This is a genomic window from Streptomyces otsuchiensis, assembly GCF_004305975.1.
Classification (GTDB): domain Bacteria; phylum Actinomycetota; class Actinomycetes; order Streptomycetales; family Streptomycetaceae; genus Streptomyces; species Streptomyces otsuchiensis.
In genome coordinates this window covers 1-17,049 of sequence record NZ_BHZI01000128.1, presented here as the reverse complement: position 1 = coordinate 17,049, position 17,049 = coordinate 1, and the positions used below count along the sequence as shown (strand labels likewise).

Sequence of the window (17,049 nt, the reverse complement as noted above, 5' to 3'; positions counted from 1 at the left end):
GCTCTCCTGCGGCGTGCAGTTCGGCCAGCAGCAGGCGGTGCAGCCTGTCGAAGACCCCGGCCTCCTGCCACCGGCCCAGCCGCCGCCAGCACGTCTGCCCGGAGCCGAAGCCCAGTTCAGGCGGCAGGTGATGCCACCGGATGTCGTTGTAGAGCACGAACAAGATGCCCTGCAGGCACAGCCGGTCATCCAGCGGTCTCGGACCCGGCGACCGCTCCGGCCACAGCGGCAGCAACGGCTCTATCCGGGCCCACAGTTCATCCGACACGATCCACGGCTTGTCACCCACACCAACACGAACGGCCAAACCGCCACCGCGGTCACGCCCACCAGCCCCACATCACAAGATCGTGTTACGAGCCCTTAGTTTCCCTATGTCCTCGCTGGTTCAGCACGCCCTGGAGGCCGCCGTGGCATCGCTTCGGAAGAAACTCGCATCCACCTTTCTCGGTCCCATTCCGCTCTCCCGTCAGCGGGCGATGGGGATATCCGAGCGTCTTTCGGCGGTCACCGCGCTGACCGGGAGTCTTGAACACCTCAGCCGGTTGAGGCACATCGAACCCGGCGGGCTCAACGACTGGCAGATCGCCCGGGACAACTACATCCACAAGAACCGGATCACCCGGCGTGCGCTGGACGTCCTGGCCCGCAAGGAGGTCACCGTCGGGCTGCAGGCCGCCCGGGCGGCCGCCGCGGCCGGTCTGCTGCTGCCGGGCAACGGCAGGTGGCGCGGCGCGGCCAACCTCTTCCTCGGCGTCAGCGGCGCCGCGCTCTACCCCCGTTACCGGCACGGCACCGACGGCGCCGACCAGGCGTCCACCATGGTCCAGTCGGCCACCGGGCTCGCGCGGCTCTCCGGCGACGAGCGGACCCAGGACGCGCTGCTCTGGTACGTCGCGATGCAGAACAACCTCTCCTATCTGATCTCCGGCTGGGTCAAGCTGCTCGGCAAGGACTGGCGCACGGGTGACGCCCTGGGCGGCGTGATGCGCACCCGCACCTACGGGGAGCGGCACATCTGGGAGATGACCCAGAAGTACCCGCGCGCCTCCCGCACGTTGGCGCACGGGGTGCTCGCCCTGGAATGCCTCTTCCCGGTGCTCTACCTCAACGGCGGCAAGCTCGCCAAGCCGGTGATCGGCAGCGCCGCCGCCTTCCACCTGGCCAACGGCTCGGTGATGGGACTGGGGCGCTTCGCGACCTCCTTCGTCTCGATGCACCCGATGGTCGCCTACACCAGCGCGCCCCGCTCCCACCCGGCGGTCGCAGGCCGGGACGACCGGGCGGTCGGGGCGGCGGCCCTGGCCGTCGCCGCCGCCGTCGCGTTCGCCGGAGCGGTCGCCGCCAGCCGCAGGTCGCGCACGAACGATCCGGCGCCGGGCAGCCGCAGCCTCACCACCCGGCACGGCAACGAACTCAGCTACACCCCGCGGGTGTCGGAGCAGAGCGACGCCCCGGTGGTGGTCTTCCTCCACGGACTGGCCGCCACCCCCGAGCACTTCGGCTGGATCACCGAGAAGCTGCTCCAGGACAGCGACGCCGACGTGGTGACCTACAGCCGCGCCGGGTACGGCGCCAGCAAGCATCGCTCCCAGCGGCCGTTCTCGCTGCAGGAGTCGGTGGACGACCTGGTCGACCTGGTCCGCGAGGCGGTGCCCGAGGGCCGCAGGGTGGTGCTCGCCGGTCACTCGCTCGGGGGTGAACTCGCCCGCCGCGCCGCCGCACAGCTCGGCGAGCAGCTGCACGCCGTCGTCTACCTGGACAGCTCCCACCCGGCCGAGCTGCAGCGCTCCGAGCAGCAGAGCGACTCGGCCGAGCAGGTCGGCGCGGGGCTGCGTAGTTTCGCCCGCAGTCTCCGCGGCGGCTTCGGCTTCCTGCTGGAGGTACCGGACTGGGTCAAGAACCTGCCGGCCGCACACCGTTCGCGCGTGATGGCGCAGTACGGCGACACCCGGCTCTGGAACGCGGGAGTCCGTGAATGGGAGTCCACCGAACGGGAGTTCCGCGACTTCGCCGGTGAGCTGGAGACCCAGGACTCGCACGCGCTGGTGATCTCCGCGCAGAAGACCGTGGACCGCGACCCCGACCACCTGCTGATGCACAAGGAGATGGCCGACGCCCATCTCGGCGGCCCCGGCCGGGTGGTGCGCAGCGAGGTCATCGAGGGCGCCGACCACGACTCGCTGCTCACCCGGGGGCGACACGCCCTGGAGGCGGGGAACCGGATCATCGCCTTCCTGGCCGAGACCGCCGCCGCCGAGACGGCCCCCGCCGAGACCGCCGACGCGGCCGCTGACACCGACCGGGTGGAGCCGGCCGGGCAGCCGGCGCCGACTGACCGCAACGCCCCCGCGACCGCCCGGCCGGGCGGCTCCGCCGAGAAGCTGGAGGACGCACGATGAACACCGCAACGGCCGCCCGTACGGCGGGACAGGTACTGCGCCGCACCCTGACCGGCCCCGGCGCCCCCGCCCGGATCGGAGCCGCCCTGCTGGTGGCCGGCACGCTGTGCTCGCAGCACCCGAGCGTCGCGTTCGCCCGGGTCTCCCGCAAGGACTTCTGTGGCGGACTCCTCCCCAACTGGCGTTTCTTCGCCCCCAACCCGGCGCAGCACGACTACCACTTCCTCTATCGCACGCTGAACGAGAGCGGGGAGACCTCGGACTGGCAGCCGCTGGAGGTCATCGTCGGCCGTAAGCCGCACCAGGTCCTCTGGTTTCCCGGCCGCCGGCCCGAGAAGGCGGTCTTCGACATCGGCTCGGACCTGCTGCCCAGTCTGGACAAGGGGTTCGAGGTCCTGGTCCATCTGCCCTCCTACCGGATGCTGGTCGCCTACTTCCGTGCGGAGATCCGGGCCTCGGGCAACCAGGACGTCAAGGGATTCCAGTTCACGCTGGCCCGCGCCGCCGGTTACGACGAGTCGGAGGAGCCGGAGATCATCTTCGTCTCCCCCTACACCCCGATGCACCCCGGTGCCCGCCCCGCGACGCGTCGCCGGGCCGGCCGGTCGGTGGCGCCGCCGCAGGAGCGGCAGCCCGCCGCGGCCTGACGCACCGCCGAGGAGCCGCGCGCTTCGGAGGACCGGGCGGCACACCGGTCCCACCCCGCACCGCCGGCTCGATCGCACCGCCGGCACTTCGAGGACTTCAGGACTTTCAGGACTGTCAGGAGAGGAGAGCCGTGATGACCACGGTTCAGGAGAACGACCAGATCGACACCGGCATCACCGGCCCGGGCATCCAGGACTGCGGCTACGGACGGGAGTTCGGCGCCTTCTACGACCGGATCTTCCGCAAGGACGCCTACGCCGACCTCACCGCCCGGCAGCTCGCCGCCTGGCACCCGCAGGACGGTTCGCCGGCGCTGGAGTTCGGTGTCGGCACCGGCCGCATCGCGATTCCGCTGGCCCGTGAGGCGGGTCTGGAGGTCGTCGGTGTCGACTCCTCCCCGGAGATGCTGGCCGGTCTGCGCGAGTCGCTTGTCGCCGAACGCGGGGCGGGGAAAGGCGAGGTGGCCGTGACCGGAGTGCACGGCGACATTCGCAGCTACACCGACTCGCGCCGGTACGGCCTCGTCTACTGCGTCTGCGCGACGCTCTCGATGCTGCTCGACCCAGCGCAGCAGCAGTCAGCGATCAGCCGGGCCGCCGAACGTCTCGCCCCGGGCGGCACTCTGGTGGTGGAGACCGCCAGCCGCCAGTGGATTCTCGATCTGCACGAGGGCCGCAACCGCACCTCGTTCTTCGTCCCCTACCCGGCGCCCAACTCCGGTCTGCTGACGTACTCCACGCGCCTGCCCCAGGAGCACCTCTGGCAGGCGTCGCACATCTGGTTCGAGGACGGCGTCTCCCGGGTGGGCAGCGAGCTCAGCCGGATGACCTCCGTCGAGGAGGTGGACGCCTACGCCGCCGAGGCGGGCCTGGTGCCGGTCTCGCGGCAGGCCGACTGGCTGGGCACCGAGTTCACGGCCGAGTCCCCGATGTTCATCACCCGCTACACCCGTCCGGAGGAGGCTGGCGATGTCGAGCGCACCGAGCACTGAGCAGAGCACGGAGCAGAGCACCGAGCACAGCACCGAGCAGAGCGTGGCGGCCGCCGGCCAGGGCGCCGGCCGGCGGGAGACGGTCTGGGCACTCGCCCGGTCACACCGCCTCCTGCTGGGCGCCGGGGTACTGCTGGGCATCCTCGGCGTGGTCTCCACGCTGCTCCAGCCGCTGGTGATCGGCGACCTCATCGAGGCCGCCGGCCTCGGGCAGGCGATCGCCGGGATCATCGCGCTGCTGGCGGCGCTCTTCGTCGCGGACGCCGCGCTCTCCGCCGGCCAGGCCTATCTGATCGGCCGGGCCGGGGAGAACATCGTCCGTGACTCCCGGACCTTCCTCACCGGGCGGGTGCTCCGTGCCGACCTCGCGCGCTTCCAGCGGGAGCGGCAGGGCGATGTGCACACCCGTCTGGTCGCCGACACCTCGCTGGTGAAGATCGCCCTCTCGCACAGCCTGGCGCAGTTGATCATCAACGGGCTGCTGGTCGCCGGCGGTATCGGCCTGATGATCTGGATCGACGTCTGGCTGCTGCTGATCACCGTCGGATGCCTGGGCGTCGCCAGCGCGCTCTCCATCTGGCTCGCCCGCCGGCTGCGGGTGGTCGCGGTCGAACACCGCGTGGACACCGGGGAGTTCGGCGCGGATCTGCAACGGGTCCTGGGTGCGCTGACCACGGTCAAGGCGTCCCGTGCCGAGCGCCGTGAGCAGCACCGGCTCGGTGAACTCGCCGAGAAGGCGCGGAAGTCCGGTATCAGGGCGACCACCTACAACGCGTTGCTCTCGCCGACCATGAACGTCGGTCTGCAGGTCTCCTTGGCCGCCGTGGTCGGCGCCGGGATGGCGCGGGTGGCGACCGGTTCGCTGAGCCTGGCCGACCTCACCACCTTCGTGATGTACCTCTTCTACCTGGTCTCGCCGCTGGTGCTGTTCTTCCTCAGCATCGGCCAGTTCCAGCAGGGCCGGGCCGCCATCCAGCGAGTCGACGAACTCGCGGGGCTGGAGCAGGAGGAGGGCTCCCCGTCCGCCCCGTCCGCGGCGGCGGTCACCGGGCCGGCGGACGCCGTGGAGCCCGCCATGGGCAGCGCCGTGGCCGAAGTCGAGGCCCCGGCAGTGGAGTTCCGCTCGGTGCGCTTCGGCTACGGCGAGAGGACCGACGTCAAGGACGTCTCCTTCAGCGTCCCCGCCCGTGGGCTGACCGCGCTGGTCGGTCCCTCGGGCGCGGGCAAGACCACCCTCTTCCAGCTGGTGGAGCGCTTCTACCGGCCCGAGCGCGGCAGCGTGCTGCTCGACGGGCGTGACATCGCGGCCCTTCCGCTGGACGAGGTGCGCGGCCGGGTCGGCTACGTGCAGCAGGACACCACCGCGATGCGCGGCACGGTCCGGGAGAACCTGGTGTACGCCAACCCGGACGCCGACGAGCACGAGGTGGCCGAGGCGATCGAGCTCGCCGGGCTCACCGACGTGGTGGCCGGGCTCCCCGACGGTCTGGAGACCGAACTGGGCGACCAGGGCAGCGGACTCTCCGGCGGACAGCGCCAGCGGCTCTGCATTGCCCGCGCGCTGCTGCAGAAGCCGGCGGTGCTTCTCTTCGACGAGGCCACCTCGAATCTCGATTCCGACGCCGAAGCGGTATTCCGGCGGACACTCCGCAGGGTTTCCCGGCACTGCGCCGTGATCGCCATCGCGCACCGGATCTCCAGTGTGGTGGACGCGGACCGGATCGTGGTGCTGGAGGACGGGGGAGTGCGGGCGGTCGGCCGGCACGCTCAGCTGATGGCTGACGACGAGCTGTACCGCCGGCTGGCGGGGGCGCAGCTGGACTTCCGCGACCAGGAGGAACCGCAGGCCCGCGAGGTGCTGGTGGGCTGAGGCGGCCGCAGGCGCGGGGTGCCGGTCCGGGGCGTGCCGGACCGGCGCTTCCGCGTGTCCCGCGCCGTGCAGGATGCTGCAGTGGCCGTGCAGTGTACTGCCAGCGGTTCCCCTTCAGCCGAAATCCGTTCTCTGGGATCTTCATGACACCGGCAAAGAAACCCGCGGAGGCAACTCCGGGAATTCGGAACCGGACTTGGGGCAACCGGGGAATTCGAATCGAATTCACCCGACAGAGACCGGAGGGCCTGTCATGCGGAACCTTTTCACGATGAAGAGCCGGCGTCAGCACGGCGAGTTCCAGCAGTGCGGGACCCGTCCGGCGGCCTTCGTGGCCGCGATCGCGCTGGCGCCGTTCGCTCTGGTGCTGGCGCTGAGTGCGGCTCCGTCGGCAGTCGCCGGTCACCACACGGAGGGCATGAACGAGGTGGTGCTGGGCGCCGAGGTCGGCCCCGGCGGGGACGGCGACCGGTGCGAGGACGACTGCGAGGACGGCACCGACGCCAACGGCTGGCAGTGACCGCGGTGGTCGGGGAGGCCCCGCCCGGCCGGGCGGGGCCCGGCGGCAGCGGCGTCACACGGAAGAATGGCGAACAGCCGAGCGGAGGAGAAACCGCATGAGCAGCATGGATGTGGCCGTGGTGGGCAGCGGTCCCAATGGCCTGGCCGCGGCCGTCACTCTCGCGCGGGCGGGGCTGCGGGTCGAGGTCTTCGAGGCCGCGGGCACCCTCGGCGGGGGGCTGCGCGGCGCGGAACTCTTCGAATCCGGGATCGTCCACGACATCTGTTCGGCGGTGCACCCCATGGCCACGGCGTCGCGCTTCTTCCGTGAGTTCGACCTGGCCTCCCGGGGAGTGGAGCTGATCGCACCGGAGGCGTCCTACGCCCATCCGCTGGATGGCGGCCGTGCCGCCGTCGCCTGGCGGGACCTCGACACCACCTGCGAGCGGCTCGGCCCCGACGGACGGCGCTGGCGGCGGCTGATGGAACCGCTGCTGGAAGACAGCGAGGCCGTGGGTGACCTGTTGCTCTCCGGACAGCGCGGGATTCCCGGGCCGCGTGCCGCCCGGCTGCTGGCCGGGCGCACGCTCGCTCACGGCAGCCGGCTCGGCGCCCGGCTGCTGCGGGGCGGGTTCGCCGGCGAGGAGGCGGCGGCACTGCTCGCCGGCGTCGAGGCGCACTCCGTCGGCCGGCTGCCCTCGCTCCCGGCCGCGGCCGTTGCCATGCTCCTGGGCCATCTCGCGCACGGCCCCGGCTGGCCGCTGCCGCGCGGCGGCAGCCGGACCATCGCTGACGCCCTGGTGGCGGATCTGACCGCGCACGGCGGGGTCTGCCACACCGGCCAGGAGATCACCGACCTCGGCCAAGTCGAGGACGCCCGGGCGGTGTTGCTCGACATCGCTCCGGCCGCTCTGCTGACCATCGCCGGTGACCGGCTGCCGCGCGCCTACGCCCGCAGGCTGGCCGGGTTCCGCTACGGTCCGGCCGCCGGCAAGACCGACTTCCTGGTCTCCGGCCCCATCCCCTGGGCCAACCCGGAGACGGGCCGCGCCGGCACCGTGCATCTCGGGGGTACCCGTGAAGAGATCTACCGGCAGGAGACCGCGAACACCCGCGGCGGGGCCGACGGAGCCCCCTTCGTGCTCGTGGTCGATCCGGCGGTGGCCGACCCCGGCCGGGCCCGGAACGGCCGTCGTCCCGTCTGGGCGTACGCGCATCTGCCCGCAGGTGACCGGCGGGACCCCTCCCGGCTGATCCGGGAGCGTATCGAGTCGTACGCGCCCGGCTTCACGGACACCATCGTGGCCGAACGCTCCGTCTCCGGCGCCGAGTACGAGCGGTACAACCCCAACTACGTCGGCGGGGACATCGGTTCCGGCGCGATGACGCTGCGGCAGAGCCTGCTGCGTCCGGCCGTCCAGTGGGACCCCTACCGCACACCGCTGCCGGGGGTCTATCTCTGTTCCGCCTCCACCCCTCCGGGGCCCAGCGTGCACGGCATGTGCGGCTATCTGGCGGCACGTTCGGCGCTGCGCCGGGAGTTCCGGCTGCCGGTTCCCGCGCTCGGTCCCGGCGAGACGGACCGGACGGAGCCCGGCCGGAGGGCCGGGCTCCCGGTCAGAAGGACGTGAGTATGAGCGAGATAACCATGGAGCTGGTCTACGGTGGCGCCGGGCCGCCGGACGGCGAAGTCGCGGTGGTGCGGCTGCTGGGCCGCCTGCCCGGCGGCTGGCACTACGAACAGCAGCACATCGGGCCGGTGTTGATCCAGCTGCGGATCATGGCCCCGCTGGTCGGTCCGGCGGACATCGAAGGTGCCGTGGTCAGCGCCCTGGGTGATCCGGCGCTGCTCAACTGGCGGGTGCTCACCGCCGACGGCTGAGGCCGCCCCGCGCCCGGCCTCCGGGCGTCGGAGGCACCTGCACCCGGTCGCGTCCGCCGGTGCCGGCCGACGCGCCACCGCCCCGGGCGGCCGACGCGCCGGCGGCTCAGATCCATCCGCGTTCCCTGGCCAGCAGCGCGGCGTGGGCGCGGTTGTCGGCGCCGAGGAGCTGCAGCAGGTCGGAGATGTGGCGTCGGTAGGTGCGCAGCGAGATCCCCATCTCCCGGGCACCGGTCTCGTCCTTGCTCACCGTGCACATGCTGCGCAGGGCCTCCAGCTGGGCCGGGGTGAGCGGGTGGGGCTCGGGCTTCTTGGTGTTGACCAGCGCACCGAAGTCGTGCGCGGCGTCCCAGAGCCGCTCGAAGAGGGTGATGATGTTGCCGACCAGCCCGTCCTCGCGGGCGCAGAGCGCGCCCCGCGCGGTGTCGTGCGGATCGACCGGTACCAGCGCGGTGTGCCGGTCGTAGATCAGGATCAGCTCGGAGAAGTCGTCGGCGACGCGTATCCGTGCGCCGTGCGCGGTGAGTTCGCGGAGGTAGTCGCGTGTGGGCGGGTCGTCGAGCGCTGCTCGGCGCACCAGGTTGCGGATGACCACGCCGCGGCGCAGGCAGCGCAGGTCGAGGGGGCGGGCGTGCGCGATGTTCTCCGGGCTGAGCGCGTCGTAGGGCTCGGCCGACATGACCTCCTGCCGGGCGAAGAACGACAGGTCGTCGATGCGGTTGCGGACCAGGGCGAGGTCCTCCATGCGCTCGATGCCCAGCGCCGGGCCCGCGGTGGCGGCGGGCGGCGCCTCGCGTCGCAGTGACTCGAGGATGGGACGCGTGTGGGTCAGTTTCCGCATGGCCTGGTGGAGTTGCTCCATCTGGTCCTCGGCGAGGCGGCTGACCACCAGGTCCGGTTCGGTGACGGTGACCGTGCCTCCCGTCGTCCGGACCAGTCGCAGTTCGGACAGCCGGGCTAAGGCCTGGTCGGCCGTGACCCGGTCCGAGCGCAGCCGTACATGGAGGTCGTCCACCGAAGTGCCGGGGTGGCGGAGGAAGTGGCGGTAGATGTCCTCTTCGAGCGAGGAGAGACCGAGTGAGGCCATGGCGTACCTGCTCAAGATGCCCCCATTCACGTGGGCTGCGGTGGAGGCCGCGATCTTAGCTGTGGTGGACAGGTTTGAGCTTAGGGGAGAGCGTCGTCGTTGTGTAGCGATCGTGTGAAATATTCGAGGCGGTGGCGCGGTCGTGGCCCATCGGTGACGGAACGTCAGCCCGGTGCGGCGGGACGCAGCGTGCCGAGCATGCCGACGGCGACCTGGTCCGCCTGGCGGAAGAGCGGGGCGTCGGTGCCGGCCCGCGCGCCGATCGCGGTGTTCCACTCCAGCCCCTCCAGCGGGACGCCGAGGGCGAACAAGTCGGCGGCGGGCCGGCCGGAGGCGTCCCGCACCCGCAGCTCCGGCAGCGTGACGTCCAGCGCCCCGGTCGGCTCACCGTCCTGTGCGGGGCCCGCCCGGTGCGCCCGGCCGAGCCCGGAGCGGAGAAGCCCGCGCAGCAGCGGGTCCGCGGAGTGCGCCAGGCCGGTGGCGGGAAGCCAGGCGTCCACGAGTGCGCGCGTTGTGATGGCACGGCCCGGAAGCGAGGCGGTGCGCACGACGAACACCCCTTCGTCTTCAGCCCCTTGGCCGGTCGGTGTCCGCTCCTCCCCGCCTGCCGGCAGCACCACCGGGCCGGCTCCCGGGAACTCGACGACGCCCGCCTCGGCCAGGGCGAGCAACTCCGCGATCCGCGAGGCCGGGGGGCCGCTGGCGAGATGCGCGCCGAACGAGCGGAACCACGCCAGGTCCCGCGCGGAGTCCGCGTCCAGGACCCCCGAGGTGGCGATGCGCCGCACCGGCCCCTTCGCCGCGGCGACCGCGGCGGCCGCCGCCTTCAGCGGGCTGGTCTCCGGACGCAGCGCCTGTGCCAGATCGTCGGCCAGCCACTCCCGCACCCACGCGTCCAGGGAGGCCGGGTCGCCGAACACGCGGCCGGCGAGTGGCCGGTCGATCCGCGCGGGCACGAACCGGTCCGAGGGCTCCGGCACCGCCACGGCCAGCAGCGCCCGTTCCGGCGGCGATCCGTAGGCGGTCGCCGCGTAACGGTCCAGGAAGGCGTCGGCGGGCATCGCCACCCGCTCCGGCCGGTACCGGACCAGCGTCCGGTACCACGCCAGTCCGGCCTCCTTCGCGATCAGGGGCCACACCGCCCGGCGGAAGGAGAGCGAGCCCGGGGCGGCGGACGTCAGCCGCGTGAGAGCCGTGGCATCGAGGACGGACAGCGTGTGGCCGGGAGGCATCGTGCCGGGGGCCTGGCCTCGCGCGAGGTAGGGCACCCCGCGTCCGGAGGTGACCGACAGCCGGGGCTCGCGGCCGGAGGGCAGGTAACGCAGCGGCCCGGTGCCCTTGGCACGGCGCGCGGCGGTGGCCGTCACCTCGGTGCCTCCGTCGGCGGCGTCGGCGGCGACGAATCGGCCGCCGCGCCCCTCCGTCAGCAGCGCCAGCTGGTCGAAGAAGCCCATCGCCATGCCGCGGACCACGACATGCCCACCGGCGGGGAGACCGGCGGTGTCGCGCTCCTGGGCATGGCCGGGCGGCAGGTGGACGAGGCCCCACCGCTCGGCGTGGGCACCCAGCCGCGCCGCCTCGGGGGAGGGCCGCCGGTCGGTGTGCCCGGTGGCGAGCGCCAGGGCGTCGACGGTGAGCGGTGGCCCCGCCGCCAGGGTCAGCCGCAGCCGGCCCTCCGCCGTGCGGGCCACGTCCAGGGCCCTGGTGCGGTGGTGCACGACGCGCACACCGGGCGGGGCATCGGCGACGGCGCGCCGGTGCGACCAGGCCAGGTAGCGACCCATCAGGGCCCGCGGGGGGTAGGCGTGCGGGGCGAGGCCGGGAGCGTGCTCGGCGGCCCACTGCCGAAGGGTGGGGCCGGGCGCGGCGGGCCCGTGCAGGCCGGCGCCCGGGTCGGGGTGGGCGGTGGCGTGCGCCGCGAGCGTGTTCATCAGGAGCAGACCGGACTGGTCCGGGTCCCACACCCGGCCGGCTCCGGGGGTGTGGGGGTCGACCACATGGATCTCGGCGCGGGCGCCGGGTGCGACGGCCAGGTGGGCCAGCAGCCGCGCGACGACCGCCGCTCCACGCGGTCCAGCGCCCACGACCGCCAGCATTGTCCCCGGCCCGCCGTGCTCGCCGGCCTGCGGTGGGCGTGCCGGGAGGCCGGTGCTCACGCCGCGGTGCCGCCGTGGGCGGCGGCCGGGGCGTACTCGGGCTCGTCCCAGATGTCGGCGAGGACCCGGGTCAGGTTGCCGCCGAGGATCTTGCGCAGGTCCTCGGCCCGGTAACCGCGGGCGGCGAGCACCTCGGTGATGCGGGGGAGGTCCGCCGGGGTGCCCATCCCGACCGGGTGGATACGGCTGAGATCCAGGTCGTCGTCGATGATCGGGATCTCGGGGTACAGACGCCGCACCCGGGCCATGCCCTCGCGGCTGTACTTGCGCTCGTCACCGACGTCGGTGCCCACGATGACGTGGTCCACGCCCACCAGCTCGACCAGATGGTCGACGTTGTCCGCGAAGACCTCCGGCCCCACCGGCTCGCGCAGCCCGCCCGGGCTGAGGAAGCCCGCCTTCGCGGCGAGGCCGAACACGCCGCCGCGCGCGGCCAGTTCGCGGACGACCTGATCACTCTTGTTGCGGGGGCTGTCCACGAAACGGGTGAGTCCCGCGTGGGTCACCAGCACCGGCTTCCCGGACAGTTCGATGGTCTCCAGGGTGGAGCGCTCACCGGTGTGCGAGAGGTCCAGGGCGACACCGAGCCGGTTGCACTCGCGCACCAGCGAGCGGCCGAAGCGGCTGAGCCCGCCGTTGGCGCTCTCGCCGGAGCCGTCGCCGGCGAAGTTGCGGTTCTGGTACGTCAGTCCGAGGAAGCGCAGTCCGAGCTGGTGGAGCGACTCCAGCCGCCACAGCTCATCGCCGATCGGCTTGCTGTCCTCGAATCCGACGAACCACGCGACGCCGCCCTCGTCCTTCGCCCGCCGGACATCGGCCAGCCCGCGCCCCTGGAAGACGCGGCCGCCGGTCTCCGCCAGCCGCCGCTGCCAGCCCACGATGGACGAGACGGCGGCGTCGTACCCCTGGGAGATGACCGTGGCGTGGTTGAAGGCGGTGACGCCCGAGGCGGCGAGCTTGGCGAGGTAGGTCTCGTCCGCCCAGGCGAGCGGCGTGCAGTCCAGGGCGTTGAAGACCACGCTCTCGCGGTGCAGCGCGGCCGGGTCGAAGGAAGGTGCGGGGGGTGCGGTGGACACGGTCGACCTCCGGGTCGGTGGTGCGGACAGGTGGGGGAGCGGAGACGGGCCGTCAGCCCGAGCGCAGACTGCGACGCAGTCCGAGACTGCGTTCGACGAGGACGACGGCCAGGACGGAGAGCACCACCAGACACACCGACAGGGCGGCGATGGCCGGGTCGCTGCGGTACTCCACGTACTGCAGGACGGCCACCGGCAGTGGCGTGACGCTCTGCCCGGAGACGAACAGCGAGATCACCGTCTCGTCGAACGACAGCAGGAACGCGATGACTCCGCCGGAGACGACGCCCGGCAGGATGGTGGGCAGGATGATCCGGCGGGCGACGGTGAAGGTGTTCGCCCCCAGAGTGCGTGCCGCCTCCTCGGCCCGGGGATCGGCCCCGGCGAGCGAGGCGCAGACCGTCCGCACCACGTAGGGGATGGTGATGCCGAGGTGCGCGAGGATCAGGCCCGTGTAGGTGTCGGTCAGCGGGATGGGCGCGAACAGCACCAGCAGCGCCAGCCCCAGCACGATGTTGGGGACCAGCAGCGGTGACAGGAACGCTGACTCCATCGCCTCCCGCCCCCGGAACCGCAGCCGCGACAACGCGAGAGCGGCCGGCACCCCGGCCAGCAGCGCCAGCCCGGCGGTGATCGAGGCGGTGACGGCGCTGACCTGGAGCGCCGAGCGGAAGTCGGCGTTGTCGAACACCTGGCGGTAGGCGTCGAGAGTGAGCCCCTCGGGCGGGAACCGCAGGAACGTGGCGTCGTCGAAGGAGACCACGAACACGATGATGATCGGGGCCAGCAGGAACAGGTAGAGGACGGTGATCAGCGTCCCCCACGCCAGCCGCCCGGCGGGTCCGGCTCTCATGACGCGGTGCCCCCTTCTCCCAGGACCCGGCGTTCGACCAGCCGTTGCAGCCGGGTGTAGACCACGACCACCAGCCCGAACAGCACGAGCAGCAACATCGACAGCACGGCCGCCACCGGCCAGTTGAGCGCCGTGATCGCCTCGTCGTAGATCTCGGTGGCCAGCACGAACACCCGGCCGCCGCCGATCAGCCGGGGCGTGACGTAGCCGCTGAGGCTCAGCACGAAGACCAGCAGCCCGGCGGTGAGCACACCGGGCAGGGTCAGCGGCAGCACCACCCGCCGCAGCACCGCGAGCCGGCCGGCGCCGAGGGAGGCCGCGGCGCGTTCCAGCTCGGGGTCGAGCCTGCCGAAGCCGCTGATCATCACGAGGATGGCGAAGGGCATGTAGATCTCGGTGGAGGCGATCACCACGCCGGTCATGTTGTTGGCGAGCTGGAGCGGGGTGTCGATCAGCCCCACCGACATCAGCGTCTTGTTGACCACGCCCTGGCTGCCGAGGATCGCCATCCAGCCGAAGGTGCGGGCGACGGAGGAGATCAGCAGCGGGGTGACGGCGAGCGCCACCAGCAGCCCCCGCCACCGGCTGGTGGTGCGCGCCAGGAACAGGGCCAGCGGGTAGGACAGCAGCAGGGTGAAGACGGTGACCAGCGTGCCGAGTTCCACGGTCCGCCAGATCACCCGCCAGTAGTGGGCGTCGCCCAGGACGTCGGTGAAGGTGCCGAGAGTCAGCGTCTGGCGGATCGCGCCACCCGGCAGCGGTTCGTTGAACGCCATCCGCGCCACCCAGACCAGCGGCATCGCGTAGGTGAGCAGCAGCGCCACCAGGCCGGGCAGCAGCAGCGCGGTGGCCGTCCGGGCGGGAGTCCAGCGGCCCGGGGCCGCCGGACCGCTTCGCGGGGCGACGGCCGGTGCCGCCGCCGGTGCCGCACGATCCGACCCGGTGCCGGTGCCGGTGCCGGTGCCGCCGGCTGTCACGTCGCACCGTCCCCGGGCTTCGCCGTCTCCGGCGCGGGGGTCGGCGCGGGGACGAGCCGCGCGGCGCCGTCCCAGGAGATCTCCACCTCGGTGCCCGGGGCGTGCGGCCGGTGCGCGCCGCTGGGGTGCTCGGCGTCCAGCTCCGGCCCGTCCGCCCCCACGCGCACCCGGTAGGCGACCGTCTCACCGGTGTAGCCGGCGGACAGCACGGTGCCCCGCGCGGCGCCGCTGCCCGCGGGCGCCTCGGCGTCGAGAGAGATCCGGTGGGGGCGCACCATCACGGAGCCCCGGTCGCCGGGGGCGGGCGCGTGGCCGGTCGCCGTGACCGTGCCCAGCCCGGGCACCTCGACCTCGGCCTCGTTGCCCGCGACGCGGGCCACGGTGCCGGGCAGGAGGTTGGCGCGGCCGACGAACTCGGCGACGAAGTGGCCCGCGGGCCGCTCGTACACCTCCTGCGGGCTGCCGAGCTGTTCCAGGCGGCCCTCGTGCATGACGGCGACGCTGTCCGCCATCGACAGCGCCTCGTGCTGGTCGTGGGTGACGAAGACCGTCGTGATCCCGGTCTCCCGCTGGATCCGGCGGATCTCCTCACGCATGGTGGTGCGCAGCTGGGCGTCCAGGTTGGACAGCGGCTCGTCCAGCAGCAGCACGGTGGGCCGCACCACCAGGGCGCGGGCGAGAGCGACGCGCTGCTGCTGCCCACCGGACAACCGCGCGACGCGGCGGCCCGCCAGGTGGTCCAGGCGCACCAGTTCCAGCGCCTGGGTCACCCGGCGGGCGCGTTCGGCGCGGGGCACCTTGCGCATCTCCAGCCCGAAGGAGACGTTGCCGGCGACATCGAGATGGGGGAAGAGGGCGTAGGACTGGAAGACCACACCCATGTCGCGCCGGTGCGCGGGGGTGTCCGTGACGTCGCGGCCGTCGACCAGGACACGCCCGGCGGAAGGCGCGACCAGCCCGGCGACCATCCGCAGCGTGGTGGACTTCCCACAGCCCGACGGGCCGAGGACGGCCAGCATGGAGCCGCGCTCCACCGACAGGCTCACCCCGCGCACGGCGGCGCCGTGCCGGCCGGGGTAGGTCTTGACCAGACCGTCGAGGACGAGGTGGCCCTCGCGCGCCGCGATGCCGGGGTCAGTCACCGATGACCTCCCGCTTGATGCGGTCGACCCAGTCCGTGTAGCGGCTGGTGAGCCAGCTCCAGTCGACCGGGATCTGCAGGCGCTGCTGCTCCTCGGAGGCGGTGGTGCGCTCGGCGGTCTCGGGCTCCAGCTCGGCGTTCTCGTTGACCGGCGCGTAGTAGGCGTCGTCGCCGAACGCCTTCTGCGCCTGGGCGCCGATGGCGTAGTCGATGAACTTCTGCGCGGCCTCGGCGTTGGGGGAGTCGTTCACCAGATTGATCGAGTTGATCTGCTGGACCGTGCCCTCCTCGGGCAGCACCGGCCGCACCACGCCCCCGGAGGAGTCCTGGTAGAACTGGCCGCGCGCGTTCCAGCCGACGGCCACGTCCACCTCGCCGGACTGGACGGAGGTGTACACGTCGGGCGAGGGCTGCCAGGTCTGCACGCTCGGAGCCAGCTCCCGGAGGCGGTCGATCGCCGGGTCGATGTCCTCCTGGTAGTCCACGCCGAGGATGTGCTGCAACGCGATGATCAGGGCGACGCCGCGGGTGTCGGCGATGGGCAGCGCGAGGCGGCCGCGGAAGCGCTCGTCCCACAGGTCGTCCCAGCTGGTCGGGGCCTCGTCCACGCGGTCGCTGTTGTAGAGGATCGCGAGGCTGTCCAGCGTCAGTCCGGGACCGTAGCCCTCCTCCAGACGGGCGGCGTCGACCAGCTCGGAGAGGTTCGGCACCAGGGCCGGGTCCAGCTTCGCGAAGAGCCCCTCCGCGTTGGCGGTCGGAGCGACGGAGCTGTCCATCAGGGCGACGTCCGCCGTGGGGCGCTGCTGGCTCGCCCGCAGCTTCGCCAGCACCTCGGCGGAGTTCTGGATCGGCACGTACTCGATCTCGATGTCGGGGTTGGCGTCCTCGAAGGGCTCGATCACGGTCTTGGTGAAGGAGTCCTGGAAGGTGCCGAAGAAGCCCATGAAGGTCACGGTCTGCCGACCGGAACCGTCCTGGGAGTCGCCGGGCGCGCCGGCTGACCCGGCGCAGGAGGTCAGGAGCAGCGTGCTGGCCAGGAGGGCGGCCGAGGCGGCGAGAGCGCGGGGACGGAGGGACATGACGGGCTCCGGTTCGAGGGAGTGGGACGGCGGGGGACGGGCGACGGCGCCCGGTGGCGGAAGGGGACGTCCGGGGGTGGCACGGCCGGGCCGGCGCGGGCGTCTAGCGCCGCGCGCCGTCTCCGGCGGCCGGGTGGCCGGACGTCCCGGTACAGCGCGTACCGGGACAGCGGCGGCACATCCCGGGACAGCGGGCACCGGGAGCCGCCGGAGCGTCCGGGGACCGCATGAGCCGGCCGGGCCCCTCGGGCCGGACACCGGGCGCACCGCGCCGAAGGTGGGGGAGCCGGGAGATGACGCGCATCGGGGCTGCTCCTCTCGGCGCTCGGTACGGCGGTCGGGTCGTGGTGTCGTGGTGTGGTCGTGTCGGTGGAGGGGGCCCGGGG

At 72.7% G+C, this 17,049-nt stretch carries 15 protein-coding genes; 7 read left to right on the top strand and 8 right to left on the bottom strand.

Annotated features, from left to right (window positions below):
- Window positions 1–289 (bottom strand): transposase (locus E0D90_RS14050; protein WP_227870212.1); only part of this gene is annotated, 289 nt, incomplete at its 3' end.
- 85 nt (window positions 290–374) lie between these two features.
- Between E0D90_RS14050 and E0D90_RS14045 the strand changes: the two genes are divergently transcribed.
- The 7 genes from E0D90_RS14045 to E0D90_RS14015 all read left to right on the top strand — a co-directional run bounded on the left by E0D90_RS14045 (window position 375) and on the right by E0D90_RS14015 (window position 8,294).
- The gene (locus E0D90_RS14045; RefSeq protein ID WP_130798439.1) at window positions 375–2,402 is read left to right on the top strand and encodes an alpha/beta fold hydrolase; all 2,028 of its coding nucleotides are present in this window, start codon (window positions 375–377) and stop codon (window positions 2,400–2,402) included.
- A complete protein-coding gene (locus tag E0D90_RS14040; protein ID WP_174856197.1) occupies window positions 2,399–3,049 on the top strand; it encodes a hypothetical protein in 651 nt (216 codons plus the stop codon). Before E0D90_RS14045 ends, E0D90_RS14040 begins: the two co-directional genes overlap by 4 nt.
- 134 nt (window positions 3,050–3,183) lie before the next feature.
- A complete protein-coding gene (locus E0D90_RS14035) occupies window positions 3,184–4,041 on the top strand; it encodes a class I SAM-dependent methyltransferase (protein WP_130798437.1) in 858 nt (285 codons plus the stop codon).
- Window positions 4,019–5,911 carry an ABC transporter ATP-binding protein gene (locus tag E0D90_RS14030; protein WP_130798435.1) on the top strand — a complete coding sequence of 631 codons (1,893 nt, stop codon included), beginning with the start codon at window positions 4,019–4,021 and terminating at the stop codon, window positions 5,909–5,911. Before E0D90_RS14035 ends, E0D90_RS14030 begins: the two co-directional genes overlap by 23 nt.
- 253 nt (window positions 5,912–6,164) lie before the next feature.
- On the top strand, window positions 6,165–6,431 hold the full coding sequence (locus E0D90_RS14025; RefSeq protein ID WP_227870211.1) for a hypothetical protein: 267 nt from the start codon (window positions 6,165–6,167) through the stop codon (window positions 6,429–6,431).
- Window positions 6,432–6,528: 97 nt separating this feature from the next.
- Window positions 6,529–8,043: a phytoene desaturase family protein gene (locus tag E0D90_RS14020; RefSeq protein ID WP_130798431.1), complete on the top strand. Its 1,515-nt coding sequence runs from the start codon at window positions 6,529–6,531 to the stop codon at window positions 8,041–8,043.
- Window positions 8,044–8,045: 2 nt separating this feature from the next.
- Window positions 8,046–8,294: a hypothetical protein gene (locus tag E0D90_RS14015; protein WP_130798429.1), complete on the top strand. Its 249-nt coding sequence runs from the start codon at window positions 8,046–8,048 to the stop codon at window positions 8,292–8,294.
- A gap of 106 nt (window positions 8,295–8,400) precedes the next feature.
- Here the strand turns inward: E0D90_RS14015 and E0D90_RS14010 are convergent, their stop codons facing one another.
- The 7 genes from E0D90_RS14010 to E0D90_RS13980 form a co-directional block, all read right to left on the bottom strand.
- Window positions 8,401–9,396, bottom strand: coding sequence for a helix-turn-helix transcriptional regulator (locus tag E0D90_RS14010; RefSeq protein ID WP_438827398.1), 996 nt, complete (start codon window positions 9,394–9,396; stop codon window positions 8,401–8,403).
- 149 nt (window positions 9,397–9,545) lie between these two features.
- Window positions 9,546–11,465 carry an FAD/NAD(P)-binding protein gene (locus E0D90_RS14005; RefSeq protein WP_170214973.1) on the bottom strand — a complete coding sequence of 640 codons (1,920 nt, stop codon included), beginning with the start codon at window positions 11,463–11,465 and terminating at the stop codon, window positions 9,546–9,548.
- A gap of 68 nt (window positions 11,466–11,533) precedes the next feature.
- A complete protein-coding gene (locus E0D90_RS14000) occupies window positions 11,534–12,613 on the bottom strand; it encodes a dipeptidase (protein ID WP_157996865.1) in 1,080 nt (359 codons plus the stop codon).
- 52 nt (window positions 12,614–12,665) lie between these two features.
- Window positions 12,666–13,466 carry an ABC transporter permease gene (locus E0D90_RS13995; protein WP_103502983.1) on the bottom strand — a complete coding sequence of 267 codons (801 nt, stop codon included), beginning with the start codon at window positions 13,464–13,466 and terminating at the stop codon, window positions 12,666–12,668.
- A complete protein-coding gene (locus tag E0D90_RS13990; protein ID WP_227870210.1) occupies window positions 13,463–14,443 on the bottom strand; it encodes an ABC transporter permease in 981 nt (326 codons plus the stop codon). Before E0D90_RS13990 ends, E0D90_RS13995 begins: the two co-directional genes overlap by 4 nt.
- The gene (locus E0D90_RS13985) at window positions 14,440–15,585 is read right to left on the bottom strand and encodes an ABC transporter ATP-binding protein (RefSeq protein ID WP_130798423.1); all 1,146 of its coding nucleotides are present in this window, start codon (window positions 15,583–15,585) and stop codon (window positions 14,440–14,442) included. The genes E0D90_RS13990 and E0D90_RS13985 overlap by 4 nt, the downstream gene beginning before the upstream one ends.
- The gene (locus tag E0D90_RS13980; RefSeq protein WP_130798421.1) at window positions 15,578–16,663 is read right to left on the bottom strand and encodes an ABC transporter substrate-binding protein; all 1,086 of its coding nucleotides are present in this window, start codon (window positions 16,661–16,663) and stop codon (window positions 15,578–15,580) included. Before E0D90_RS13980 ends, E0D90_RS13985 begins: the two co-directional genes overlap by 8 nt.
- Window positions 16,664–17,049: the final 386 nt, after the last annotated feature.

Bases quoted from the DNA above. Each gene is read 5' to 3' on its own strand.
- E0D90_RS13995 (WP_103502983.1), bottom strand. From the start codon at position 13,466: ATGAGAGCCGGACCCGCCGGGCGGCTGGCGTGGGGGACGCTGATCACC.
- E0D90_RS13980 (WP_130798421.1), bottom strand. From the start codon at position 16,663: ATGTCCCTCCGTCCCCGCGCTCTCGCCGCCTCGGCCGCCCTCCTGGCC.
- E0D90_RS14025 (WP_227870211.1), top strand. From the start codon at position 6,165: ATGCGGAACCTTTTCACGATGAAGAGCCGGCGTCAGCACGGCGAGTTC.
- E0D90_RS14015 (WP_130798429.1), top strand. From the start codon at position 8,046: ATGAGCGAGATAACCATGGAGCTGGTCTACGGTGGCGCCGGGCCGCCG.
- E0D90_RS14040 (WP_174856197.1), top strand. From the start codon at position 2,399: ATGAACACCGCAACGGCCGCCCGTACGGCGGGACAGGTACTGCGCCGC.
- E0D90_RS14045 (WP_130798439.1), top strand. From the start codon at position 375: ATGTCCTCGCTGGTTCAGCACGCCCTGGAGGCCGCCGTGGCATCGCTT.
- E0D90_RS14030 (WP_130798435.1), top strand. From the start codon at position 4,019: ATGTCGAGCGCACCGAGCACTGAGCAGAGCACGGAGCAGAGCACCGAG.
- E0D90_RS14020 (WP_130798431.1), top strand. From the start codon at position 6,529: ATGAGCAGCATGGATGTGGCCGTGGTGGGCAGCGGTCCCAATGGCCTG.
- E0D90_RS14035 (WP_130798437.1), top strand. From the start codon at position 3,184: ATGACCACGGTTCAGGAGAACGACCAGATCGACACCGGCATCACCGGC.